Source organism: Enorma shizhengliae, from assembly GCF_009676995.1.
Classification (GTDB): domain Bacteria; phylum Actinomycetota; class Coriobacteriia; order Coriobacteriales; family Coriobacteriaceae; genus Enorma; species Enorma massiliensis.
Genome location: NZ_VTFZ01000002.1, coordinates 195914 through 219592, shown reverse-complemented (window position 1 = coordinate 219592; position 23679 = coordinate 195914). Strand labels below are relative to the sequence as shown.

19 protein-coding genes are annotated in these 23679 nt (G+C 61.9%); 11 read left to right on the top strand and 8 right to left on the bottom strand.

The window, feature by feature from the left end; all coding sequences use genetic code 11:
• Positions 1-6 precede the first annotated feature (6 nt).
• Positions 7-225 (bottom strand): hypothetical protein, encoded by a 219-nt coding sequence (locus tag GJE22_RS03335; protein WP_144687808.1) that lies wholly within the window; start codon positions 223-225, stop codon positions 7-9.
• 395 nt (positions 226-620) lie between these two features.
• Here GJE22_RS03335 and gltX point away from each other — a divergent pair, with 395 nt between their 5' ends.
• Positions 621-2099 (top strand): glutamate--tRNA ligase, encoded by a 1479-nt coding sequence (gltX, locus tag GJE22_RS03330; RefSeq protein ID WP_144687807.1) that lies wholly within the window; start codon positions 621-623, stop codon positions 2097-2099.
• A gap of 337 nt (positions 2100-2436) precedes the next feature.
• On the opposite strand, the gene GJE22_RS03325 is transcribed toward gltX, so the two are convergent.
• Together GJE22_RS03325 and GJE22_RS10030 are read right to left on the bottom strand one after the other, a co-directional pair.
• A complete protein-coding gene (locus GJE22_RS03325; RefSeq protein WP_144687806.1) occupies positions 2437-3156 on the bottom strand; it encodes a DUF1287 domain-containing protein in 720 nt (239 codons plus the stop codon).
• A 270-nt stretch (positions 3157-3426) separates the two neighbouring features.
• On the bottom strand, positions 3427-3594 hold the full coding sequence (locus GJE22_RS10030) for a 5-oxoproline transporter, DUF969 family subunit (RefSeq protein WP_235895763.1): 168 nt from the start codon (positions 3592-3594) through the stop codon (positions 3427-3429).
• Positions 3595-3831: 237 nt separating this feature from the next.
• On the opposite strand from GJE22_RS10030, the gene sdaAA reads away from it, so the two are divergent.
• The 4 genes from sdaAA (at position 3832) to GJE22_RS03300 (ending at position 9294) form a co-directional block, all read left to right on the top strand.
• Positions 3832-5457 carry an L-serine ammonia-lyase, iron-sulfur-dependent, subunit alpha gene (gene sdaAA / locus GJE22_RS03315; RefSeq protein ID WP_144687805.1) on the top strand — a complete coding sequence of 542 codons (1626 nt, stop codon included), beginning with the start codon at positions 3832-3834 and terminating at the stop codon, positions 5455-5457.
• 321 nt (positions 5458-5778) lie between these two features.
• Positions 5779-7455, top strand: a complete 1677-nt coding sequence (locus GJE22_RS03310) for a L,D-transpeptidase family protein (RefSeq protein ID WP_186297384.1) — start codon at positions 5779-5781, stop codon at positions 7453-7455.
• A gap of 27 nt (positions 7456-7482) precedes the next feature.
• The gene (locus tag GJE22_RS03305; RefSeq protein ID WP_144687803.1) at positions 7483-8229 is read left to right on the top strand and encodes a response regulator transcription factor; all 747 of its coding nucleotides are present in this window, start codon (positions 7483-7485) and stop codon (positions 8227-8229) included.
• Between the two features lie 9 nt (positions 8230-8238).
• Positions 8239-9294 (top strand): sensor histidine kinase, encoded by a 1056-nt coding sequence (locus tag GJE22_RS03300; protein ID WP_144687802.1) that lies wholly within the window; start codon positions 8239-8241, stop codon positions 9292-9294.
• A 191-nt stretch (positions 9295-9485) separates the two neighbouring features.
• On the opposite strand, the gene GJE22_RS03295 is transcribed toward GJE22_RS03300, so the two are convergent.
• Positions 9486-10094: a TetR/AcrR family transcriptional regulator gene (locus tag GJE22_RS03295; RefSeq protein WP_186297383.1), complete on the bottom strand. Its 609-nt coding sequence runs from the start codon at positions 10092-10094 to the stop codon at positions 9486-9488.
• Between the two features lie 274 nt (positions 10095-10368).
• Here GJE22_RS03295 and GJE22_RS03290 point away from each other — a divergent pair, with 274 nt between their 5' ends.
• The gene (locus tag GJE22_RS03290) at positions 10369-11814 is read left to right on the top strand and encodes a radical SAM protein (RefSeq protein WP_144687800.1); all 1446 of its coding nucleotides are present in this window, start codon (positions 10369-10371) and stop codon (positions 11812-11814) included.
• 78 nt (positions 11815-11892) lie between these two features.
• On the opposite strand, the gene GJE22_RS03285 is transcribed toward GJE22_RS03290, so the two are convergent.
• Positions 11893-12669, bottom strand: coding sequence for a transposase (locus GJE22_RS03285; protein WP_144687799.1), 777 nt, complete (start codon positions 12667-12669; stop codon positions 11893-11895).
• Positions 12670-12935: 266 nt separating this feature from the next.
• Between GJE22_RS03285 and GJE22_RS03280 the strand changes: the two genes are divergently transcribed.
• A complete protein-coding gene (locus GJE22_RS03280) occupies positions 12936-13721 on the top strand; it encodes an ABC transporter ATP-binding protein (protein WP_235895762.1) in 786 nt (261 codons plus the stop codon).
• Position 13722: 1 nt separating this feature from the next.
• On the top strand, positions 13723-16605 hold the full coding sequence (locus tag GJE22_RS03275) for an ABC transporter permease (protein ID WP_144687798.1): 2883 nt from the start codon (positions 13723-13725) through the stop codon (positions 16603-16605).
• A gap of 123 nt (positions 16606-16728) precedes the next feature.
• Here the strand turns inward: GJE22_RS03275 and GJE22_RS03270 are convergent, their stop codons facing one another.
• Both GJE22_RS03270 and GJE22_RS03265 read right to left on the bottom strand, forming a co-directional pair.
• The gene (locus tag GJE22_RS03270; RefSeq protein WP_186297382.1) at positions 16729-17742 is read right to left on the bottom strand and encodes an alpha/beta hydrolase; all 1014 of its coding nucleotides are present in this window, start codon (positions 17740-17742) and stop codon (positions 16729-16731) included.
• A 138-nt stretch (positions 17743-17880) separates the two neighbouring features.
• Positions 17881-19191, bottom strand: coding sequence for a lysylphosphatidylglycerol synthase transmembrane domain-containing protein (locus GJE22_RS03265; RefSeq protein ID WP_144687796.1), 1311 nt, complete (start codon positions 19189-19191; stop codon positions 17881-17883).
• A 272-nt stretch (positions 19192-19463) separates the two neighbouring features.
• On the opposite strand from GJE22_RS03265, the gene GJE22_RS03260 reads away from it, so the two are divergent.
• From GJE22_RS03260 to GJE22_RS03250, 3 genes are all read left to right on the top strand, one after another.
• Positions 19464-20909, top strand: a complete 1446-nt coding sequence (locus GJE22_RS03260) for a glutamate-cysteine ligase family protein (protein WP_144687795.1) — start codon at positions 19464-19466, stop codon at positions 20907-20909.
• A 344-nt stretch (positions 20910-21253) separates the two neighbouring features.
• Entirely contained in the window at positions 21254-21559 is a 306-nt protein-coding gene (locus GJE22_RS03255; protein ID WP_144687794.1) for a hypothetical protein, read from the top strand.
• A gap of 240 nt (positions 21560-21799) precedes the next feature.
• Entirely contained in the window at positions 21800-23473 is a 1674-nt protein-coding gene (locus GJE22_RS03250) for a hypothetical protein (RefSeq protein WP_144687793.1), read from the top strand.
• Positions 23474-23505: 32 nt separating this feature from the next.
• Here the strand turns inward: GJE22_RS03250 and GJE22_RS10150 are convergent, their stop codons facing one another.
• A complete protein-coding gene (locus tag GJE22_RS10150) occupies positions 23506-23634 on the bottom strand; it encodes a hypothetical protein (protein WP_268878510.1) in 129 nt (42 codons plus the stop codon).
• Positions 23635-23679: the final 45 nt, after the last annotated feature.

Genomic DNA, 23679 nt, shown 5'->3' with positions numbered 1-23679 from the left:
CGCCCATTAGCCTCGGCCCAAGCTCCGCTCAATGAAGTCAGCGAACCTGCTGAGCATATTGACGCGAAGCCCCTCGAGTTCTTCCTCCATGGTACGCGAAGGTCGCTTCTTTACTGCGACGAGCGACCTCACCGCTGCCACAGCCCCTTCGGGGTTGGTAGTAGCAACTTCCATGAGGAAGTCGTCGGGACGCAGGACGCGCAGACCCAACAGCGCTAGATCCATCTCGGGAAAATCTCTTATGTTGTACGTTTTGAGCCATCCCACTCATGAGCAAATAGCTCATCAAGCATCTCGATCTCGGTCGCATCGAAATAGAAATCCCACTCCATCGCGTAACGAGCTCATCCTAGAAATCGTGTACACGAGCGTCACAAATCGTCGATTTTGCGATTGTTTTTGACGCTCGTGTACATGTTTTGACGGAGCCTGGCCATATTCCGACCGCCTAAAAGCCCTATTCCGGCAGAGCCCGCACACCGCACCCGAGCTCGCTGCCCCGAGCATTCCTGCATACCGCCTCCCCTGCCCCAACCCCTGCGCTCGCGCTGCTATAATCAGGGGCGCAAAACCGCAAGCTCACGGCCCGCGAGCCGCACGACCATCAGAGGAGCACACTCATGTCCAACGTCCGCGTCCGCTTCGCACCCTCGCCTACCGGCAAGCTGCATATCGGCGGCGCCCGCACGGCGATCTACAACTGGGCGTTCGCGCGCGCTAATGGCGGCACGTTCATCCTGCGCATCGACGACACCGACCCCACCCGCTCCACCGAGGAGAATACGCAGATCATCCTGCGTGCCATGCGCTGGCTTGGGCTCGATTGGGACGAGGGCCCCGAGGTAGGCGGCGCGTACGGCCCTTACTCCCAAACCGAGCGCCTGGATATCTACCGCGAGGCGGCCGAGCGCCTGCTCGCCGAGGGCAAGGCTTATCCCTGCTTCTGCACGCCCGAGCAGCTCGCCCAAGACCGTGCCGAGGCGCAGGCGCGCAAGGACCCCTTCCAGGGCTACAACCGCCGCTGCCGCAACATCCCGGCCGACGAAGCCCGTACCCGCATGGAAGCCGGCGAGCCCTATACCCTGCGCATCAAGGTGCCCGAGGACCGCGGCGACGTGGTCATTGACGACGCCGTCCACGGCAAGGTGACGTTCGCCGCCAAGGAGCTCGACGATTTCGTGATCTTCCGCTCCGACGGCACGCCCACCTATAACTTTGCCACCGTGGTGGACGACGCCGCGATGGGCATCACCCACGTGATTCGCGGCGACGACCACCTCTCCAACACGCCGCGCCAGGTCATGGTCTACGAGGCCCTTGGCGCACCCGTTCCCACCTTCGCGCACATCTCGATGATTCTCGGCGCAGACGGCAAGAAGCTCTCCAAGCGCCATGGCGCCACGAGCGTCGAAGAGTACCGCGACGCGGGCTACCTTTCGGATGCCTTTGTGAACTACCTGGCGCTTCTTGGCTGGTCGCTCGACGGCGAGACCACGATCATCCCCCGCGATGTGCTTACGAGCAAGTTCTCGCTCGAGCGCATCTCCAAGAACCCGGCCACCTTCGACCCCAAGAAGCTCGACTGGGTGAACGCGGAGTATATCAATGCCATGACCGACGCCGATTTCGCCGACCAGATCATGCTCCCCGAGCTTCACGAGGCCGGTCTTCTTGCCGGCGGCACCGAACTCGACGAGGCATGGGTCGACAAGCTCGCCGCTATCGTGAAGCCGCGCACCAAGATGCCTTCCGACGCCGCAACCGTTGCCGCGCCCGTCTTCGCCACCGCCGAAACCTTGGAATACGACGAGAAGTCCGTAAACAAGGGCCTTGCCAAGGAGGGCATGGGCTCTGTGCTCGACGCCGCGCGCGCCGCACTCGAAGCGCTGCCCGAAGACGGCTGGACAGCCGAGGCCATCGATGGCGCCTTGGAGCCCCTGCCCGACGCGCTTGACCTCAAGAAGCGCGTGGTGTTCCAGGCAGTGCGCGTTGCCGTGTGCGGCAACATGGTGAGCCCTCCGCTCGGCGAGACGATGGAGCTCATCGGGCGCGCCGACTGCATCGCGCGCATCGACCGTGCTCGCACGATGGCGCTCTAGCTGCACCATGGGGCCTAGCGGCTCCGAGGTTCCGATAGCTCCATGAGGCGCAGAATCTCGCCTCGCATTCTATGCGTGTGGGGCGCCAGAATCGCGCCAAAACGCCCTGCGGCACTAGGCGAAATCAAAACTTGCCTCAAAGGATCGAATTTTGAGGGCCCGTCCAAGTAGCGGGCCCTCTCTTTGTAATAAACATGCAGGTAGACAAAGCGAGCGATGTGGCGCTACTCAGAGGGCCGCAGAAAAAACGATCCTTTGAGGAGAGTTTTGCGCGCGAGCCGCCTTCTCGCAAGAACTGCCTCACGATGACGTCGCACCGGCAGCTTTAAAAGTGATGCTACTGCGCTCCGCCAAACGCAACGAGCGCGTCGGCTGGAATCTTCGCCGTATCAAAGCGATAGTGCGCCGTGGGGCGCATGGCCCATGGATAGGCCAGATAGTCCTCTTCGCGGAACGGCTGCCCCATGTTATGGATGATAAACGGAACGCCGCGTGCATCGCGCTGGTCCGAGACGACCCCAATGTGCTCGTCCTCGCCGAAGATAACGATGTCGCCCGCTTGCCAGAGGGAGGCATCGGAGGTGTCGCAGCTTAACCCTGTGGCATAGCGCGAGAAGAACGCCGAGAGCACGCCTACGCGACGAAAGTCGATGTTGGGGTCGGGGCTGGGGGCAACCTGGGCATAGGCGGCGGGGTCGTGTGCGATGTCGGCATCGACCATGGCTTTCAGATCGTAGCCCGCTGCAGCGAAGGCGCGCCAAACGGTATCGGTGCAGGCACCGCGGTCTTCGGGCGGGTAGCCGCCTTCGTAGTACCCGGAATCGTATGCAGGGGCCGCCTCAGCCTCCGCACGAGCACCGTCCAGCAGGTCCGTATAGTCGTCGACCCCGTCACCATCGAAATCAACCTCACTCGGTATCAGGGGGTATTGCGCCGCAACGCCTGCGTCCGGAGCAAACCACCACGACCCCAGCGCAACGAGCAGGGTAGCCACGCACAAGACCACCAGAAACATGGCTCCGGCAATGGTAGCCACTCTACGAAGCCCTCTAGCCATGAGCGCCCTCCCTTGCCTGACTTTTATACCAGAATCCTCGCAGTTCGACACGGGCGAATGCCCAGCCCGGAGCCCGTTTCAAAAAGCGCGGTAAACTCCCTCGGCGCCCATTTCACAGCGAGCGATGAGCGCCCGCGGACCGAACACCCGGTGAGGTCCCGCGGCGCCCGCCCGACCGTGCGCGCACGCGCGGCGAACTCCCTCGGCGCCCGCCCGACCACGCGAGGCGGCTGCACCTAGTCCACACTCAACCGCACGAGACAGCCTCGCCTAGTACTCGCTTCCACCGCCCACGCCAGCGATGTCGCCCTCAGGATGTTCCACGACTGCCTCGAGCGCCGTCGCGATGGCAGCGACCATGATGACCAAGATCGAATCGAGCTTGCACGCGAAGCCGACCACGATGATCACGATACCGATGAGCTTTAGATACTCCACGACATCGCCTCCTTATCCGCTGTTTTTTGTGGAACAACCGCGCAACATGCGGCAGTATCTCACGGAATCGAGCCCAGCGACTGGGTTTAGCGCTGATTATCTGCGCGGCACCGGCCTTCCCCGCGACGCGGCACGCAACCTCTATGAGCAACCGCTATCATGGAGTGGCGACAGCTCAAAGCTGGGAGCCCGACAGTACCGCAAGCTCGATTGATCAACCGCCGCAAGGGAGCAGCCATGCCGCAGCCGCACCTCACCACCTCCACCTTCGAGATCCTGGGCCCCATCATGGTGGGGCCCTCCTCCTCGCACACCGCTGGTGCCCTGCGCTGTGCGCAGGTGGCGGCATCGCTTATGGAAGCGCCCGTCGTTCGCGTGCGCTTCGTGCTGCACAACAGCTTCGCGCACACGTACCGCGGGCACGGCACCGACCGCGCGCTCGTAGCGGGCATCCTAGGACTTGCCACAGACGACGAGCGCATCCGCGATGCCTTCGAGCTCGCACGCGAGCGCGGCCTCTCCTTCGAGTTCATTCCCGGCGACGATGACGAGCACCTGCATCCCAACACCGTGGATATCGAGATGGAGGATGCCTGCGGAAGCGTCTGCTCGGTACGAGGAGAAAGCCTTGGCGGCGGCCGTGTGCGCCTTTCGCGCGTGAGCGGGGTCGAAGTCGATATCACGGGCGAGTACGACACCATCTTCGTCGCCCATCGTGACACACCCGGCGTGCTTGCAGCGCTCACGGTTCGCCTGTCCGAGCACAACGTGAACATCGCCTTCATGCGCACCTACCGCACCGAAAGGGGCGGAGCGGCCTACACCGTCTTCGAACTCGACGAGCTGCCGCAGGGCGAGCGGCTGGAAGGCCTGCTCGGCGAGCTTCGCGCAAATGAGAACGTACGCGTGGCCACCCTCATCCGCGTGCCCGGAACGGTTCGTGCGCCCGAAACGGGAAACCCGGGCTGCACATTCGCCAACGCAGCCGAGCTGCTTGCCTGCTGCGAAGGCAACGGTGGCGACACCCAGCAGACCATCGGCGGCATCATGCGCCACCGCGAGGAAGCGCTCATCGGAATCGACGAGGCCCACACCGCTATGAGCCGCGTCATCGAGGTCATGCACGCCGAGACCGCAGAGCCCCTTGAGCGCCCACGGCGCTCGCTCGGAGGGCTCATCGGTGGAGAGGCCAAGCGAGTGCAAGACGCTGCTGGCACCTTCGCCCCCACCCTCATGGGAGCCGTCCAAACCGAAGCCGTCGCCCGCGCGATGGCGGTGCTCGAGCGCAGCGCTTCCATGGGCGTGATCGTGGCCGCCCCCACGGCTGGCTCGGCGGGCGTCGTGCCCGGATGCGTGCTCGCCACGGCAAAGGCCCTTGGGCTTGACACGGACGCGATCCAGGACGCGCTCTATGCGGCCGCTGCCGTAGGGCTCATCCTCACGCTGAATGCAAGCGTTGCAGGCGCGGAGGGCGGCTGCCAGGCCGAGGTGGGCAGCGCGGCCGCCATGGCGGCGTGTGCGCTCGTGCAGATGCAGGGCGGCACGCCGCGCCAAGCACTGGACGCGGCATCGCTCGCCCTCGGCAACCTGCTCGGACTCGTATGCGACCCCGTGGGCGGCCTTGTGGAGGTGCCCTGCCAGAACCGCAACGCTATCGGCGTGGCCGCAGCGTTCTCCTCGGCGCAGCTCGCGCTCTCGGGCATAGAGGCGCTTGTTCCCCTCGACGAGATGGCAACGGTCATGCGCGATGTGGGGCGCGCGCTGCCCGCGTCGCTGCGCGAGACGGCGCGGGGAGGCATTGCCCAAGCTCCCTCAGCGCGCGCGGCATGCGCCTCGTGCGGCGGGTGCGCGGCACACCGTTAGCCCCTCTCGGGCGCTCGGCGACTCGCCGAGATGGCTCGCTGCGCGATCTCAACGCCATGCCGGCCCACCCGCAGCCAAGGACGGGCGCACCCCACGGCTCGCCGTGCTCCACGGGGCCACCGCCGCGCCCCGGCCCGCCGCGCTCCAACGGACTGCCTCCGCGGCCCCGCCCCGCCGTGCCCCAAGACCCGCCGCTGCGGCCCCGCGCCCTCCCCTGCAACGCATCGTGAAAGCTCCAGACGCATATTCCATTGTCCGCACACGCAGGTATAATCGCTTATGGAATATTACCGTCACAATCCGTTGGAGGTACGCTCCACGATGCGTCCATCTGATTTCAGCTCATCTTCAGATAGCGATAAGACCATCGTCTCCCCGCTCCCCGCTGCCCCGTCCGCCGATGCGCGGGCCGGGCGCACAGAGGTTCGGCGCACCCAGCCGGGAAGCCACTTTGCTGCGCCGCAGAAGCCGAAGGCCAGCTCCCGCAAGGGCAAGCGCGACGAGCGCACGCCGCGAAACCGGCGCCGCGTTCCCCTCATCGTGCTGGGTGTCATCGTCGCGCTGCTCGTCATCACCTATGCCGGCGGCGCCATCATCTTCTCGAACGTCTTCTACCCCGGCACCACGATCGCCGGCGCCGACGTCTCGCTCATCGGCCCCGGCAGCGCCGCCACCCGCATCCGTTCATCCATGAACCGCTACTCCCTCACGATCGAGGGTTCGGGCTTCAGCTGGACCTATGAGCCCGAAAGTGCAGACGCGCTCTTCGACGCCGACGCCGCCGCGCAGGAAGTCCTCGACCAAAACGATGCCCTCCGCTGGCCCGTACACCTCTTCGCCGCGCTGACGGGCGCCACCAAAGCGCAGGCGGAAAACGAGACGATCGACCTCACGGCCGAAGCCGATTTCTCGCTCTTCTCCGATTCTTTCGACGTCGCCTCCTTCGAGGAGAGCCTGGGGGCTGCCGTCGACTCCTTTAACGAGGGGCGCTCGGGCACCTTCGACGCTGCAAGCGCATACGATGCCGAAGCCGGGGCTTTCACCGTCGACAAGGCGCGATCGAACGAGAAGCTCAACCGCGACAACATCATCGCCTATGCCAAGCTAGCCCTCGCCGACCTAGATGAGAGCGCCTCGCTCGATAAGCTCGGCGACGATGCGTTCCTCCCCTTGGTGGAGGGCATGGGCGACAGCGACATCCAGGCTGCATGCGATGCCGCCAACGAGCTCTTGGGAGTGAACATCTCGATCAAGATGAACGGCAACGAGGTCGCAACGATCGGCTCCGCCGAGGTGGCGCAGTGGATCACATTCGACGAGAACCTCACGCCCACCATCAACCAGGAGGCTGTCTCGAGCTGGGCGAGCTCCCTTGCCGATGGCCTCGATACCGTGGGAACGAAGCGAACCTACACACGGGAGGACGGCAAACAGATCACCGTCTCGGGCGGAACCTATGGCTGGTCTATCGACAACGATACCCTTGTGCAATCGGTTGTTGACGCCGTGAACGCCAAACAGTCCACCGAGATCGAGGTGCCCACGTCGCAGACCGGCGATGTATACAACGGGCAGGGCCAGCGCGACTGGGGCGCATACATCGATATCGACATCTCCGAGCAGCACGCGCGCTACTACGACGCCAGCGGCAACCTGCTGTGGGAGTCTGGCGTGATCACCGGCAATCCCAACAAGAATTGCGATACCCCCACGGGCATCTACATGCTCAACCGCAAGGCCCGCGGCATCACGCTCCGCGGCCCCAAGGACCCGGAGACGGGCGAGTACAAGTGGGAAAGCGACGTCGACTACTGGATGGCCTTCGTGGGAAACTCCATCGGCCTCCACGATGCCACCTGGCAGGCGTCCTCATCGTTCAGCAACCCGAACGCCTATAAGAGCGTAGGCAGCCATGGCTGCGTGAACCTTCCGTACGACAAAGCGGCGGCGCTCTACGACATGATCTCGCCCGGCCTCTGCGTCATCGTGCACAACTAACCCGGAACGATTGGTGGGAGCAGCCGAATGGCAACGCGCATACTGCTGGTCGAAGACGACCCCATCATCGTCGAGGCGCTCACCGAGCTTCTCGTGGGCGAGGGATACGCGGTCGACCACGCCGCGCGGCAAGACGAGGCTATCGAGCTTGCCCTGGGCAGCGCGAACGCCCCTGAGGGGCATGCCTCCCCTGCAAGCCGTGCCGTCGCCGCGATCGGTGCGGCTGCTTCCCCCTATTCGCTCGTGCTTCTCGACGTGACCTTGGCCCAAGGCAACGGATTCGCCGTCTGCACGGCGCTCAAGCAGGCACTGCCGCAGCTCCCGGTCATCTTCCTCACCGCTTCGAGCGACGAGTTCACCACCGTTGCCGGCATCCAGATGGGTGCAGACGACTACATCTCCAAGCCCTTCCGCCCGCGCGAGCTCCTCGCGCGCGTCGCAGCGACCATCCGCCGCTCACAGCCTGCAAAGCGCGTCATTACCTTCGGACCCCTCGCCATCGACACCGACCGCGCGCACGTCGAGCGAAACGGGTGCGAGGTGATCCTCTCTGCATTGGAATACCGTCTGCTCCTCCTTTTCGCCACGCACCAGGGCTCGGTGATTACGCGCGATCAGATCCGCGATGCCCTTTGGGACGATGCGGGAACCTACATCGAGGAGAACACGCTCTCGGTCTACATCAAGCGCCTGCGCGACAAGATCGAAGACGACCCCGCTCACCCTCGCCTCATCGCCACCGTGCGTGGGCTCGGCTACAAGGCCTTGGGGTAGGAGGAACCGATGCTCCGCAATCGCGAGGTCGCCCGCACCCTCATCGTTTCGCTCGCACTTGTTGCCGTTTGCGCCCTCGCTGCAGCCACATGCTGCGGGCCCGAGGCCCTTCCCTGGGTCCTTCTCGCCGGTGCGGCCGCAACGGTGCCGTGGCTCGCCCTTACCCGCCAGCGCTATCGCGCGCTCGCGCGCCTGAGCCAGAATATCGACGCTGTGCTGCATGGGGATCGCGCACTTGACCTTGGCTCCATGAACGAAGGGGAGCTCGCCATCCTCCAAAGCGAACTCGGCAAGATGGTCTCGCGCCTCAACCTGACCGCCGAGGAGCTCGCGCGCGAGAAGCAGATGCTCGCCGATGCCCTAGCCGACATCTCCCATCAGATCAAGACGCCCTTAACGTCGCTTTCCATCACCACCGAGCTCGTCCGCAAAAGCCTCGCCGCTCGCGGGAACTGCGCCGACGAGGTGGAGAGGCTTCGCCGCATCGAGGAGCTCCAGCTGCGTGTGGAGAACCTCGTCTCCGCACTCTTGCGACTCGCCCGACTCGACGCCGGCGCGCTCTCCCTTGCCCACGATCCCGTCGACGTTGCCGGCATGGTTCACGATGCGGCCCAGCCCCTCGCCATCGCCTTCGACATTGCCGACATCTCCCTTGTCATCGATGTTGACGAGGGATGCAGCTTCATCGGTGACCGCGCATGGACGGCCGAAGCGCTCGAGAACATCCTCAAGAACTGCATGGAGCATACGCCTGCCGGGGGAACGGTGACGGTCGAGGCACATGAGGACGCGCTCGCCTGCCGCATCCGCGTGACGGACACCGGACCAGGCATCGCCGACGCGGACCTTCCCCACGTGTTCGAGCGCTTCTACCGGGGAGGACGCGGCGCAGACGAGGAGCAGGGCTCGAAGGTGAACCCATCGGGCGTCGGCATCGGGCTGTCGCTCGCCCGAGGGCTCATCACGGCCCAAGACGGCACTATCGCCGCTTCGAACGCACGCGACGCATCGGGCGCCATCATCGGCGCACGCTTCGACATCGCCTTCTTCAAAGCCATCGTGTAAGAGAGACAGTTGTGCCGGGTCAAACTGTCTCACGCCGCACCGTCTCGCGCGGCCTAACCCGCCACGCCGCTGCGTTTTCGGGCAGATAAATTCTGCGATTATCTGCCCGTAAAGCCCGAAGCGGCATCCATCAGAGGCAAAGACCCCGTACTTTTACCTCGCAAGAAAACACGCACCGCCGCAAGCATTCCCTAGGAAGCGATGACCAAGCTCTCGATGCCGTGGATGATGAGCTGGTTGATGACGTCGGTGATCTCCTCAAGCGATGCCTCCTGGTTCGAAAGCAGCCAGGAGCGATACACGGAGAGCATGCCACCGAATAGAAACGACACGCACCACGAAACGTACTGCCCGGGCAGATGCTTCGATAGGATTCCGCGCTCGATAATCCTCCGCTCAAAAGGCTGCCTTAGGCGCTCGATGAGCCTGTCGGCGGGGATGCCCTCAAAAAAGCGCCGGTTGAGCACGATGTCGCGGCACATGACCTCGTTCACGCTCTTAAGAAATGCGTGAAGGTCCTGCTCGGTATCGGCCGAACCGCGCTCGTCGCGCGCACGCTCGACATCGTCCAGCACCCGTTCGACCTCTTCGGCGACGACATAGTCTATAAGACCGTCAATCGAGCCGAAGTGCTGGTAGAACGTCTTCCGGTCAATATCCGCCTCGCGCGCGATGGCGCTCACGGTAATGTCTTCGAGGGATTCTTTCAGCAAAAGGCGCTCGAAAGCGTCAATGATGAGGCGCCGGCTTCGAACGACCCTTCGATCTAGCTTCTTCGCACCCTGAACGGCGTCGCCCATAGCCTCATCCCCCATCTTCGCGCTCGGCTCTTACTGTGGATTATCCCACGCCGACAACGCCTTTGTTGAATAGACAAATATCAATTCTACAGCTGTTGCTTTTTCTATACTTGGGTACAACTGGGGCCAGAGGGGCAGGGCGCGCCCGGCCACTACCGGACCGTTACCCCGAGCGAACCCGTTGCATGCGAGCACGCGCCCCCACGCACTCCCAACCATCGCATGCAGCCCCTCTCCTGTATCCGTCTCGCGGCCTCTCGCAGAAAGGACGACCATGGCACTCACCCAGAAGGCAGAGCGCGCCGCGCTCAACAAGCTTATCGATTATCTTGACGAAAATCCGGAAGAGCACATACCTCAAATAATGGAGCTCATCGACAAGCTCGTGCCCGCGTCCGTGTTTCCCGCTCAGCGCACGGCCATCTCGAGCGCCATTCGCGATCGCAGCAACTGGTATGAGCTCATCATGCGCATCTTTCATCTCAATCCGAGCATGCGCTCTCGCCTTCTCAAAACGCTTATCGTCGATGCCAACTTGCTCGCTTGGCCCGTTCAGCAGAAATCACGCGAGCGCGAGCAGTGCAACATTCCGTGGGCGATCCTGCTCGACCCTACGAGCGCCTGCAACCTGCACTGCACGGGCTGTTGGGCTGCTGAGTACGGGCATGCGCTCAACCTGAGCTATGACGACATCTGCTCGATCATCGACCAGGGACGTGAGCTTGGCACCCATATCTACATCTACACCGGCGGCGAGCCGATGGTGCGCAAACGCGACCTGATTCGCATTTGCGAGAAGTACCCGGACTGCGCGTTCCTCTGCTTTACCAACGCCACGCTCATCGATGAGGAATTCTGCGAGGACATGATCCGCGTGGCGAACTTCATACCCGCCATCAGCGCCGAGGGCACCGAAGCGACCACCGACGCACGGCGCGGGAAGGGCACCTACGCCAAGATCATGCGCGCCATGGAGCTCCTGCGCGGTCACGGGCTGCCGTTCGGCATCTCGGCATGCTGGACGAGCGCCAACGCCGACGCCATCGCGAGCGAGCGCTATTTCGACTGGATGATCGATCAAGGAGCGCTCTTCTGCTGGTTCTTCCACTACATGCCCGTGGGCAAGGGGTCGCCCGCCGAGCTCATGCCCACGGTGGAGCAGCGCGAGCGCATGTACCGCTTTGTGCGCGAGATGCGAAACGAGAAACCGCTCTTTACGCTCGACTTCCAAAACGATGGCGAGTATGTGGGCGGGTGCATCGCCGGTGGCCGTCGCTACCTGCACATCAATGCAGCGGGCGACGTGGAACCGTGCGTCTTCATTCACTACGCCAACGCGAACATTCACGACGTGAGCCTTCTCGAGGCGCTTAAGAGCCCGCTCTTCATGAAGTACTACGAGGGCCAGCCGTTCAACCAGAACCACCTGCGCCCGTGCCCCATGCTCGAGAACCCCGAGCGTCTGGGCAAGATGGTGCAGGAATCCGGTGCCCACGGCACCGACCTCGTGGAACCGGAAAGCCCCTCGGAGCTACGCGCCAAGACCGAGCAGCGCGCCCGCGAGTGGGAGCCCGTGGCCAATCGCCTGTGGGGCGACGAAGGCGATGGGATGTTTGCAAAGCGCCACGACCCCTACCAAGGCATGGATGATATCGAACGCAAGAAGTTCCAGCGCTTGGGCCGCGACGTCGAAGCCGAGCGCGCCGCCACCTTCTCCTGAGACAGTTGTGCCAGGTTAAACTGTCTCAGGCTAAACCGCCTCACGCCGCATGAGACAGTTGTGCCGGGTCAAACTGTCTCATGCCGTCACGCGGGCGACGGTGTTTCTCCCGATTCCCGTCAGCTGCTCGATCTGTCTGATGGAGATGCCCGCATTCCGCAAGGCACGCAGCACCTCGTCTCGCTTCGCTCGATCAAGGCTCTGTACCTCCCCGAGCGAAGCGAGACGATAGGTTTGCATGATGGGCTTTGCGCGCTCTTTCGCCCTATCGAGGGGAGCAAGTCCGGGAACGCGCGCCTCATAGGTAGAGAACCCTCCGTCCCCCTGCAGGCCCCTCGAGAACCGCACGAAGCCGGCAGGACCGCCCAACATGTTCAGGACAAGATCGGAATCTACGACCTCGAACTCTGATGCCCCTGGATGAGCGTATTCGTCGTAGCTGCTCCATCGGTATTGATCCATCGGTCCCGCGCCCGCTTTCGCGGGATTGGCGTGAACATATGCCACCGCCCTCAGGAGGTAGGCATCGTCCTCGATGGGTGCCGCCGAAAACCGGTCCTGAAACACGTGCCCCACGTGGTTCGAGCGCTTATTAAAGTATCGAGCATAGGGCGAGAGCAGCGCATGCATCGCGTCGCTGAGCCTACACGCCTCATCATGCACGATGAGATGCACGTGATTATCCATAAAGCACCAAGCGATGATATGGATATCGCCGGCGCGCATCGCATGCCTCATAAGATTGAGGAACCGATATCGGTCCTCATCGTCCTCGAATATCACCTGCTTGCCGTTCCCCCGAACGACTACATGGTAGTATCCCGACGCCGCAACAGCCCGAGGTCCCCGCGTCATATCTATCCCCCTCCCCATGATTTCCCTGTGAGCACGTTATTCCCCGTCGAGCCACGGCTAGTCTTGAGATCGAAACACCCGCGCCATGAGACAGTTGTGCCGGGTTAAACTGTCTCAGTCTGTATCCAGCTGTCTAAGAGACAGATTGACCCGGCACAACTGTCTCCCTTTAAGGTGACAGATGTGTCACGCGGTGGTCACATAGGCGCAAGCAGCAAAGTCCAGTATCGTAGGTGACGTATCCCTTCGACCCAAAGGGGCCACCTATGAACATCCTCTCTGTCGAACACCTCACCAAGGTCTACGGCACCGGCGCCACCGCCGTGCGAGCCCTCGACGACGTCTCGTTCACCGTCGAGGCGGGCGAGTTCATCGCCATCATCGGCAGCTCGGGTTCGGGCAAATCGACCCTTCTGCACCTCATGGGCGGGGTGGACCGCCCCACTTCGGGTACCGTGCGCCTGCAGGGGCAGGATATCTTCGCCCGTAGCGACGAGGAGCTCGCCGTCTTCCGCCGCCGCGAGGTTGGCCTTGTTTACCAGTTCTACAATCTCATCCCCATCTTGGATGTCGTTGAGAACATGACGTTGCCCGTGCGCATGGACGGACGCGATGTCAACGAGAAGCGCCTCAAGATGCTCCTTCGTTCGCTCGGCCTCACCGGCCGAGAACACTATCTGCCCAACCAGCTCTCAGGCGGCCAGCAGCAGCGTGTGGCAATCGGCCGCGCGCTCATGAACGCCCCGGCCGTCGTGCTCGCCGACGAGCCCACGGGCAACCTCGACTCCAAGAACTCGGCCGAGATCATGCAGCTCCTGCGCGATTCCAACCGCCAGCTCAAGCAAACGCTCATCGTAATCACCCACGACGAGGACATCGCCCTCATGGCCGACCGCGTGCTCGCTATCGAAGACGGGCGCCTCGTGCGCGACGAGCGCCGCCGCGAGACTCGCACGGTTTCGGTGCGGAGCGAGGCGGGACGTGGCGGGGCGGCCCACAACGCCGCGCATGAGACAGTTGTACCTGGCACAAGTGTCTCGGGGGTGCGGTAAGATGAGCATCTTTTCCCGCTTCGCGCTGCGTTCGCTCAAGCGCAACCGCACGCGCACCATCGTATCGATCATCGGCGTGGCGCTTTCGGTCTCACTCATCACCGCTGTGCTCACCAGCGTCGTATCGCTCACCAACATGCTCATCGAGCGCACCGCGTCCGATGAGGGCTGGTGGTACGCGGAAGCCGCCGGTATCACAGCGGAAGACCTTGAGCGTTTGCAGAACGATCAAGAAGTCACCGACCTCACTGTTATCGCCGACTTGGGCACCGTCTCGCTCGGCGAGGATAACTCGGACATCTTCGGAAAATACCTGTACGCAAAGACGTGGCCGCATGATCTAGATGCGAGCGAGCCCCTCATCTCAACGCCAGAGATCGTTGCCGGCCGCGCGCCCGAAGCCCCGGGGGAGATCTTGCTCCCCCACCCGCTTCAGAACGCCGAGCTCGCCCCGTGCGGCCTGACCGCAGCAGATGGCGGCCCGATTGAGGTCGGAAGCCGCATCACGCTCGATTTGGGCACGCGCACGGTCACCAACCGGGAAGACGGAGCAAGCGTCACGGCGACCGCGATACGCGGCGATTACATCGACGAGACCGCCCAGACCGAGACATACGAGGCGGACCTCGGACGCATCGAAGGAACCGTCGTGGGCTTCTACCGCGCCTACGGTTACTCATCCATCTATTCGCTCCAAGGAAACATCGCCTACGTCTATGACGATGGAAGCGCCGTAGACCGCGCGATCACCGACGATTCCGCAGCCACCTGGGTGGGAGCGATCTTCCGCACCGCTAACCTCGCGGACGCAGAGCCCCTCGCCGACGAGATCGTCAACGTGCACGAACGGACCACCGATGGCGCGTCAACAGTCCATTCCTCCCTCATCCGCTGGATGGGCGTGACACCGGATACCGCCATCTGGAACACGCTCTACCAGATCGCAGGCATCCTCGCCGCGGTCGTGATGGTGGCAGGCATCTCGCTCGTCTACAACTCCTTCGCGATCTCCGTGGCCGAGCGCACGCGCCAGTTCGGCCTGCTCTCGAGCTTGGGCGCGAGCCGCCGTCAGCTCCGCCGCACGGTACTCACCGAAGCACTCGTCATCGGTGTCGCCGGCATCCCCGCAGGCCTCGCACTTGGTCTTGCCGGCTGCTACGCGGTCTTCGGCATCTTGGGCGAAGGCATCGCACTGATGGCCGGCGGCGCGGAGGCGCATGTGGCGGTGAGCCCTGTCGTGCTCGGCATCGCCGCGCTCCTCGGCCTCGTCACGCTCCTTGTGAGCGCCTGGATCCCTGCCATCCGCGCGAGCCGCGTCTCGGCCGTCGACGCCATCCGCCAGGTGCGGGATGTGCGTCTCTCCCGTCGCGCTCAGCGCGCTCAGCGCCGTGCTGCCCACCGTGGCGAACGCGGTTCGCTCGCGCGCCCGCTCGGCCTCGCGGGTAAGGTCTTCGGCATCCCCGGGTTCATCGCCCATAAGAACCTCACGCGCGCAAGCTCCAAAGGCCGCGTTACGGTCGCTGCGCTCGCCGTCTCGGTCGCGCTCCTCATCACCTCCGGCTCCATCGCCGACGTCATGAGCTACGCGAGCGACACCGCCGTGGACACTATGGAAGGTCAAGACCTGCTGCTCTACATCGATGCCACGGGTGCCGGTGCGGACCAGACGCTCGCGCTCGCGGACGGCAAGGTCGACGGCCCCGGCATGCAGGACGCCCTCGCGCGATTCTACGCCGATGTGCAGACCGTTGACGGCGCTACGCCCAACGGGTATATGACGAGCTATGTCGCCGACGCGCTCATCCCCGCGGGCATGCTGAACGACGGCATCATGGGCCTCGATGGAAGCGCGCCGCTCCTTGCAAACGGCTCGTGGTACGGATCCGTTTACGTGAACTTCGTCGATGATGCCACGTGGAACGCCTATGTGGAGGAGCTTGGGCTCGATTCCGCAGAGTTCTGCGACCCTGCCCACCCGCGCGCCATCGCCGTGAATTCCTACGATGTCAACAACGGGGAGACGTATGGCAACTACCGACCGTTCAAGGATACCGGATCGATCGCATCACTTGAGTTCGCCGACCTTAACGGGCACTTCGTCTCCAGCATAGAGGACGATCCCGCGGGCGGGCTACGCGCGATGTACTACGACAATGAGGGAAATCCGAGCTATCTTCCCTATGATGAAGCGGTCGCGAACACGCAGGAGATCGAGGTCGGCGCGATTGCGGAAACCCGCCCCGTCTGTGTGGACTCATCGGGTACGCTCCAGCTCATCCTGCCCTCCTCTGCCATCGGCCTCTCCGCGAATTCGGGGTACCTGCGGGCGAGCATGTCCTTCGACACGGGCGGTGATGCCGCACGCGCCACAGATGTCCAGGAGGCCGTCGAGGACATCGCTGAAAACTACCCGGAACTTGATATCACCTACATGAACGTCGCCCAGGGCAATCTCCAGGCGCGCCTCATGGCCACCACGGTCAACACCTTCATCTACTGCTTCGCCGTCATCACGGGGCTCATCGCGGTGGCGAACGTCTTCAATACGCTCGCAAACGCCCTCATCCTTCGCCAGCGCGAGTTCGCGATGCTCAAATCTGTTGGCATGGGCAACCGAGCCTTCCGTCGCATGATCGCCTACGAATGCGCAAGCTACGCAGTGCGCGGCTTCCTGATCGGTTCCGCCCTCGCCTTGTTTGTTTCCTGGGGGCTCTACCAATCCATGATGCTCTCGTACTCGACCTATGAATTCCACCTGCCCTGGGTACAGATCGGCATCGCCGTTGTCGTGGTCATTGCGGTCATCGTCGCGAGCGTGATGTATGCGCTCCGCCGCACCCGCACCGCAAGCGTTGTCGAAGCCCTGCGCGAAGACACCGTCTAGCAGCCATCTAGCGTGCAGGCGCATGGCAAGTCGCGCAGCGCCAAGATCGCCTCCGAAGCGGGCGCACACTCAACGATAATCCGTGCCCGGCCCCGGATAGAATGTCGGAGCCGGGCACGTGCATTAGAAGAGATAGCGCTGAAGAAAGGAGCCGACGGTGCCCCAATAGCGGTCAGGATCCACGGTCGAAGAAAGGCCATGCGCCGCACCCTCGATGACCAGCTTCTCCTTTACCGGACTCGCGCACGCATCATAGAGGCGGTCGAGCATCCAAAACGGCACAAACCGATCTTCCGACCCATGGATAAAGAGCATGGGCACCGCAGCACGGCGCAGGCGGCGCTCCGCCGAGGCCTCCTTGAACCCGTATCCCGCACGCGCGCGGCACACGGCGCTCGCAGCGTTGAGCAAGGGCACCGCAGGCAACTTGAGCTGCATCCCAATCTGAACCGAGAACTCGTCCCACACGCTCGTGTAGCCGCAATCTTCGACAATGCAGCGAACATTAGGGGGCAAGGCAAGACCGGAAGCCATCATCACCTCGGCGCCGCCCATCGAGACCCCATAGAGCGCGATACGCGCCGCAGGATCGAACGCCCGAATAAGGTCTATCCATCCAAGCAGGTCGTTCGCATCGCACCACCCCATCGTGACATAGCGGTCGTCGTTGCGCTCATGGCCGCGTGCCGCAGGCGCGAGCACCGTGATGCCAAACGAGTGCGCAATCTGCGCCTCGATGCACAGGTCGGATGGGCGGCCGCTGTATCCATGGCACAGGATGCCGAACACCCTGCCTCGGGGCTCCCCCGTAGCCCCGTCGAGCGACTCAAGGGCACGACCATCATCCGATGCCCGGATGCCCTCGGCGGGCAGCAGCCACCCCCGAAGAGAACCGCCGTCGGAGGCTTCGATCTGCACACCCTGCTTAGATTCCTCGAACCACCGCCGTGCCTCAAAACGCCGCGGATCCGACGCAGCCGCCTCGGAATCGAAGCCCTCTGCCTCCCCTGCCCGCAGCCGCGCCATCACGGAACGCTCGGAGCGCGGGTTCAGGGCGAAATCGAAAAGGGCGCTACCGGTAACGCCCGCAGCGCCCACACCAGCTGCGGCAAGCGCCCCGAAAACCGGAATCAGCACGTATGCCCCAACGCCTTCCAATCGTGTGCCTACAGAGCATGACATGAGAAATCGTCATGCTACGTGGTACCCCGTCCACCGGGAACATTGCACGGAGGTCAGCCGGATATCAAATGGAAACCTTTGGCAGCGCAGCAATCAGCGCTTCGGCTTCCTGCGCTTGAGCGCACTCGGCGAAACCGTGATGCCACCGGAGGTCTGGCGGATGCGCTGGCCGCGATGACGGCGGGAAGGACCGGCCTGCCGCGACGGTGCCTCGGACGGGGCGGCAGTGCTGGCTTGCGGGGCATCAGGCGCGCCCGCAGCCCTCGCGGGCCTCGACGCGCGGCGAGAACTCTTCCCGCCGTGAACAAGGCGATTCCAGCGAGCGTGAATGCTCGCGTGATGAGACGAGCGCAGGCCAAGGAGCGGCGCGCATGCGATCGTAGGACCGAAGAACGTGACGAGGCGCCAGACCAGATAGCCCGCCGTGGCGGAAGCGCCGAAGAAGTGCCCCAGGAAGAGCGCGAAGCCACCCTCGGCACCGCCCGTACCGCCCGGCAGCGGAACGGCTGAGGAGAGCAGCTGGATGAAGGCTCCCGCTGCAAGGCAGGAGATGAAGTCAACGTCATGGTTGCCGAATGCGCGCAACACGAAATACGGCACCATGTACAGGCAAGCGAGCTGCGCCATGGTGACCACCAAGGTGACGCCCATGGACGAAAGATGCACCGCGGCATGTTTGAAGTGCTCGGAGAACGAGTAGATCTCGGTATCCACATAGGTGCGCCAACCGCGCGTGCGATCGTTCGCGCCGCCCACGCGCTCGGTAAGACCGATGGCCCAATGCGCGACACGGATCACGAAGCGCGGGCAAAGCGAGATCACGAAGAGCCCTGCGAGCAGCACCACATGGCCGCCGAAGCTGAAGAGGCACAGAAGCGTCATGTCGCCGTAGAGCGAGGTGAAGAACGGCAAGCGCACCGCGAGCAGAATCGCAGCCCAGAGCACCAGACTCACTTGGAATACGATGTAGCGTGTGAACTGCGTCGCGCCGGCCTCGCCCACCGGTTGCCCCGCCTTGGTGAGACGGTAGATCTGGGCAGGGGTTCCGCCAACCATCATGGGAGTCAGGTTGCCGAAAAACGTGCCGGCAGCCTCGACCGAGATAAGGTCGCGAATACCCACCGGCGACTCGGGATCGAGCCACACGGCGATCGCGTAGGCGACGACACCGAAGATGATGTAGAACACCATGCAGATGCTCGCGACCACGATCCATGAACCCTGGACGGTCGACATGGCTTCGACGAACTCGGCGAATTGCCCCGTCACCACGAGGTAGACGAGGTAGGCAATGAGAACGAACCCGATGAAGATCGCACCACGGCGGGCGCCCTTGCGGTCGTCCCCGCCCGCGGAAGCAGCGTCAACGCGCGGCTTAGGGGCGGTATGTGGGGACTCGGACATGGTCCTCCTTACGTCGGGGCAGCGGACTTCCATTCGTCGGCGGTGCACAAAGCGGCGCACCTCCCTATTCCTTCTATTGTACGGCAACGGCGTCCTCCCTCCTTTGAGCTAGACGTCTTCTGCTGAACTCCATTCCTCAACTTCGCCCATATTATTCGCGTCGTATAGGAGCCTTTGGCGGAGCAATCTTCGAGGGTGCGCGCAAACGCGGTGATTCCCCGCGAGGCAATGGGGGTACGATACACGCGAGCAACGCGACTGAGGAGTACCGCATGTCCCATGAACCCTGCAGCCATATCCCGTCTTTCACCGGGTCCTTTCGCGAGAACCTCGAGGCTCTGATCGCCGTGCTCGAACATGGCGACAAAGACCCCGCCGGCAAACGCATCGGCTTCGAGCTGGAGCGCATTCTCATCGACGATCAGGGGCGAACAGTCCCCTTTGCCGGCGAGCATGGTGTTGGCGCGCTCCTTGCAGAGCTCGCCCGCAGCCGAAGCGAAAGCGAGCTCGTCTATATCGACGGGCACCTTCTGGGGCTCGACTACACATTCAACGGCGAGCTTGAGACCGTGGGCGTGACCGTATCGCTTGAGCCCGCGGCCCAGCTCGAGGTGTCGGCCGGCCCCGCGCATTCGGTAAAGGCCCTCTATGATGCGATCTGCGCCTTCGACGCCGAGGTGGAGCGCGCCTGCGCCGCCATCGGGCTCGATGCCTCCCTCGTTCCCGTAGGCTACAACCCCGTTGTCTCGAGCCCGCTCGATCTGGAGCTCATCCCCAAGGAGCGCTACCGCGATATGGACGCGTACCTCTCGCGCCGCGGACGCTACGCGCGCGACATGATGCGCTGCACGGCATCTACCCAGGTTTCGCTCGATTATGAGGACGAGCGGGATGCGGCACGCATCTATCGCATGGCGACGCTTCTGGGTCCGCTCTTCGCCTTCCTGTTCGACAATGCGCCCATCTTCCGCGGCGAGCCCTCCCCCGGCATGGCTCGCTCACGCATCTGGCACCATGTGGACGTGGACCGCTGCGGCATCGTGCCCGGCGCGCTCGAGGGGCTTTCATTCGAAGATTACATTCTCTGGGTCTCGGGCGTGAAGCCGATCCTCTTCACCGATGCCGAGCACGTGACCACCTCGACCGGCGACTGCTACACGCGAGACATCATGTCGAATCGCCCGCTCGAGCCAGCGGAGCTCATGCATCTGCTTTCAATGGTCTTCCCCAACGTGCGCCTCAAAGGGTTCGTGGAGCTACGCGAGATGGATTCGCTGCCGCCGCGCCTCGCCGCCGCCTGCACCAGCTTTACCGGGGCCCTCTTCTACGATAAGTGCCTTGAGGCCAAACTTGCCGAGCACCTGCGCGACTATCTTCCCCACGGGTTTGCCGGCATAGACGAGAACGACGCCGTGGTGGCGCGCCTGCACCTCGAGGAGCAGGGATGGGATGCCCAGGTGTACGGCATGCCCGTAGAAGCGCTCATTGATGCCATGGTTGCCGTCGCGTGCGAGAACGTCGCGCTCGGGTGCGGATGCACGGGCATCGGCAAAGATGAACCCGCCAGCGTCACCGTACCCGTGGTGCGCGAGACCGGCCCTGCAAGCGCCTTCGACCTCGAGGGCATCCAGATGCTCGCGCAGCTCTGGGGAAACCGCCTGCTGCCCCGCGACGAAACGGCGCGCGAACTCGGCAACGAATTGGGTTGCATCCGTTAGAATCGGGAGCTCCTGGCCTATGGGACATAAAGCGCGCCCGATTGGTCCCGGCCCGCCGCCAACGTGCGGCACCGGTAACAAAAAGCCCCAACCGAAGTTGGGGCTTTGCAATCGTTGGTAGCCCGTACCAGATTCGAACTGGTGATCTCCGCCTTGAGAGGGTTATCCCACAACGTCGACTGAGGACAACAGACCTATACAAAAGAGTGTCTGAGCAGGTCTTTTGCAGCGACGAACAGCAACAGACGGAACCTAACAAAAACGGAGTTCCGGTCGCTGTTGTGTCCTGATTGTGTCCCGTCTACGACCAGGCCACAGACAAGGTCATATCGAAGGAGACCGCCATGAACCACAGTGCAGCAGACATCGGCGCCATGTGCGAGCTCGAGGACTACTCCCACTTCCGTGCAGAGCTCGTTGAGATCTCACCGCAGAGCTTTACGCTCGAAGAGCTCAAGGAGATTCTCGGAGACATGATCAGGAGCAAGGTTGCCCTGGAAGACAGCATGCGGGAGCACTTCGCAACGCTCGGAGAAGCTGAGCAGACCGAACTGCTCGACATGCTGGGAAGCAGCGGCTGCAAGGACCGCGACTGGTGGTACTGGATGCTCATGGATGGCCCGGTACACAGAGAGTTCCCCACAATCTAACGGTAGAATACGCGCACGGAACCACGAGCGCCCTGAAGTCTCGATGGGGGCAATGGGGCGCTTCCGCATAAGAAGCCCCAGCAATGACTGATGAAAAGACCGTCGAGTTCCCAAACCATTACAACCGCCTCGAATTGATTCTTTATGGAGAAGCGCCATGGACTCCATAAGCAGATGGAGTCGGTCGGCAAACTTTCTGGACGGGTACAATGCTCATCAAGCGGTTCGAAAGGAAGCTGCATGGACGTCAATCAAAATGAACTAGAAGGCAAACCGCACCCAGCCATTGAAGCTCTGGGGAATTGCATTTATGCCGGAGATGGCTTCGGAGCTGCAAAAGCCGCTGGCGTCCTTGATTATCTCGGATTTCCTGACACTGCCCTGTACGATGGATTGGCCCTCCAGGTTGCTGGCGACTTTCGTGCAGCCATCAAAACACTTATGAAAGTCGACGAGAAATCAGAATCTCGACAAATGGCAATAAAGAGCATCATTACTATGTGCTCGATAACCGGTGACTACAGTAACCTCGACTGGGCGCTAGCGATAGCAGAAGATATCTCCCCCATATCTGAACTCGAGTTGAGACTGAATTGCGCAGAGCACTCATTCAAAGAGGAGTGCGAGCACGATTATCCAAAGAAAATCATCTCAACCCCTATTCAGGTAATTGGGAAAAATAAATCAGAGGTTGAGGCGTACTACAACGTATGCAGGATGCTTGGAGACATGCTTGCCTGCGCGTACGCTTACATTAGACAGGGGATCGAATACCAAGAGAGGGCGAGCAAGGATGATCCGCCGTTCGATGAGGCCCCAGAAGCTCAACGCTGTCTCCAAAGCTATAAGAAAGCCCTTGTTATCCTCGATTCCTCCAGGCTTATCGGGTTTATAAAATTCCGTGGAGATGTCGGGTCTCTAGCAGAGTGTGCGCTCTCCAACTACAAGTGGCTTGAAAAGATCCACATTGCGAAAGAATCCAACGCATGTGCCAAGGCATCCCGAATTATTGCCAATCTATGCGCGCCCGAGACGCATGCTGCAGTAAACCCCATTAGCGATAGCGTGCTTGCAATCGTCAATCGCTTTCTTATCATGAGGTCGCCCATGATCTGTTTGGTCGTGGACAAGTATTTCGAGCAGCTTGCCCATGATGCAAAAATGGGTGACTCTAAATCAATTGACTGCCTTAATATCGCTTATGTGAGAGCTGGGCTCGGCGATCCATGCCCAGAAGGGTTTTTAGATAAGGTCAAAAGACTGTTTGAAGGAAGCCCCAACATATTTAACGGCACAGCAATAGAAGACATAGAAATCTTCTCGGCGATGACGAAAAAAGGACGCCTTGCTCTCTCCAACGCTGAACGGCTATTCTCTCTAAGTCAAGATGACGGAGTAGTTGATGCGAGCCATATTGCCCTTGCCTTCTTCCGTGTGCTTGAATTCGAATACAACGGCAGACTTATTAAGCCATTGATGGACAAACTCGACTTTGACAAGATTCGCCATATTACGGGCTATCAATTTTTACGCAGGGAAAAACGATCGGTAATCGACCGAGACTTCGAGTCCTGGAAAAGGGAAATTGACGAAATTAGCCTCATCAAATCTCATGTACGTGAAACGATGACGCTTGGAAGCATCCGCGAACTATTGAGAAAGATTCGATTTAGCAACACTCATCTCGATGCTTGCGCACAGGAGCTGAATCGCGTCATCAAACTAGTCCTCACTCCTGAGGGGCTAACGGCGTTTCAGCTCGAATATCTTGAGGATGCTCTTAGTCAAACTGACCTCTCGGCATATCGCAATCCGGGTGCCCATACCGGTTTCCTTTCGTTCTCAAAAGCTTGTGAAGCGCGCGAAATCGTTAGGTACTGGCTGAAAGAGATGGGTACATGGTTTATGGCCTGATTGGATATTCAACTCCCGTTAGGCCAATCATGTTAGTGCTCAATCTGCCTGCTTCCTCTTGCAGCAATCAGGGCCAAAAGAACCTTGCCAAGCATGTCAATCGCTGCAATCACAACCTCATCGCTGACCTTGAACCTATTCATATGGTTGTTGTCGCTCATATTGTTTGCCTCCCGCATTGTCGGTGTCTTCTGACTACCTAAATG

Bases quoted from the DNA above. Each gene is read 5' to 3' on its own strand.
- GJE22_RS03335 (WP_144687808.1), bottom strand. From the start codon at position 225: ATGGATCTAGCGCTGTTGGGTCTGCGCGTCCTGCGTCCCGACGACTTC.
- gltX (WP_144687807.1), top strand. From the start codon at position 621: ATGTCCAACGTCCGCGTCCGCTTCGCACCCTCGCCTACCGGCAAGCTG.
- GJE22_RS03325 (WP_144687806.1), bottom strand. From the start codon at position 3,156: ATGGCTAGAGGGCTTCGTAGAGTGGCTACCATTGCCGGAGCCATGTTT.
- sdaAA (WP_144687805.1), top strand. From the start codon at position 3,832: ATGCCGCAGCCGCACCTCACCACCTCCACCTTCGAGATCCTGGGCCCC.
- GJE22_RS03310 (WP_186297384.1), top strand. From the start codon at position 5,779: ATGCGTCCATCTGATTTCAGCTCATCTTCAGATAGCGATAAGACCATC.
- GJE22_RS03305 (WP_144687803.1), top strand. From the start codon at position 7,483: ATGGCAACGCGCATACTGCTGGTCGAAGACGACCCCATCATCGTCGAG.
- GJE22_RS03300 (WP_144687802.1), top strand. From the start codon at position 8,239: ATGCTCCGCAATCGCGAGGTCGCCCGCACCCTCATCGTTTCGCTCGCA.
- GJE22_RS03295 (WP_186297383.1), bottom strand. From the start codon at position 10,094: ATGGGCGACGCCGTTCAGGGTGCGAAGAAGCTAGATCGAAGGGTCGTT.
- GJE22_RS03290 (WP_144687800.1), top strand. From the start codon at position 10,369: ATGGCACTCACCCAGAAGGCAGAGCGCGCCGCGCTCAACAAGCTTATC.
- GJE22_RS03285 (WP_144687799.1), bottom strand. From the start codon at position 12,669: ATGACGCGGGGACCTCGGGCTGTTGCGGCGTCGGGATACTACCATGTA.
- GJE22_RS03280 (WP_235895762.1), top strand. From the start codon at position 12,936: ATGAACATCCTCTCTGTCGAACACCTCACCAAGGTCTACGGCACCGGC.
- GJE22_RS03275 (WP_144687798.1), top strand. From the start codon at position 13,723: ATGAGCATCTTTTCCCGCTTCGCGCTGCGTTCGCTCAAGCGCAACCGC.
- GJE22_RS03265 (WP_144687796.1), bottom strand. From the start codon at position 19,191: ATGTCCGAGTCCCCACATACCGCCCCTAAGCCGCGCGTTGACGCTGCT.
- GJE22_RS03260 (WP_144687795.1), top strand. From the start codon at position 19,464: ATGTCCCATGAACCCTGCAGCCATATCCCGTCTTTCACCGGGTCCTTT.
- GJE22_RS03255 (WP_144687794.1), top strand. From the start codon at position 21,254: ATGAACCACAGTGCAGCAGACATCGGCGCCATGTGCGAGCTCGAGGAC.
- GJE22_RS03250 (WP_144687793.1), top strand. From the start codon at position 21,800: ATGGACGTCAATCAAAATGAACTAGAAGGCAAACCGCACCCAGCCATT.
- GJE22_RS10150 (WP_268878510.1), bottom strand. From the start codon at position 23,634: ATGAGCGACAACAACCATATGAATAGGTTCAAGGTCAGCGATGAGGTT.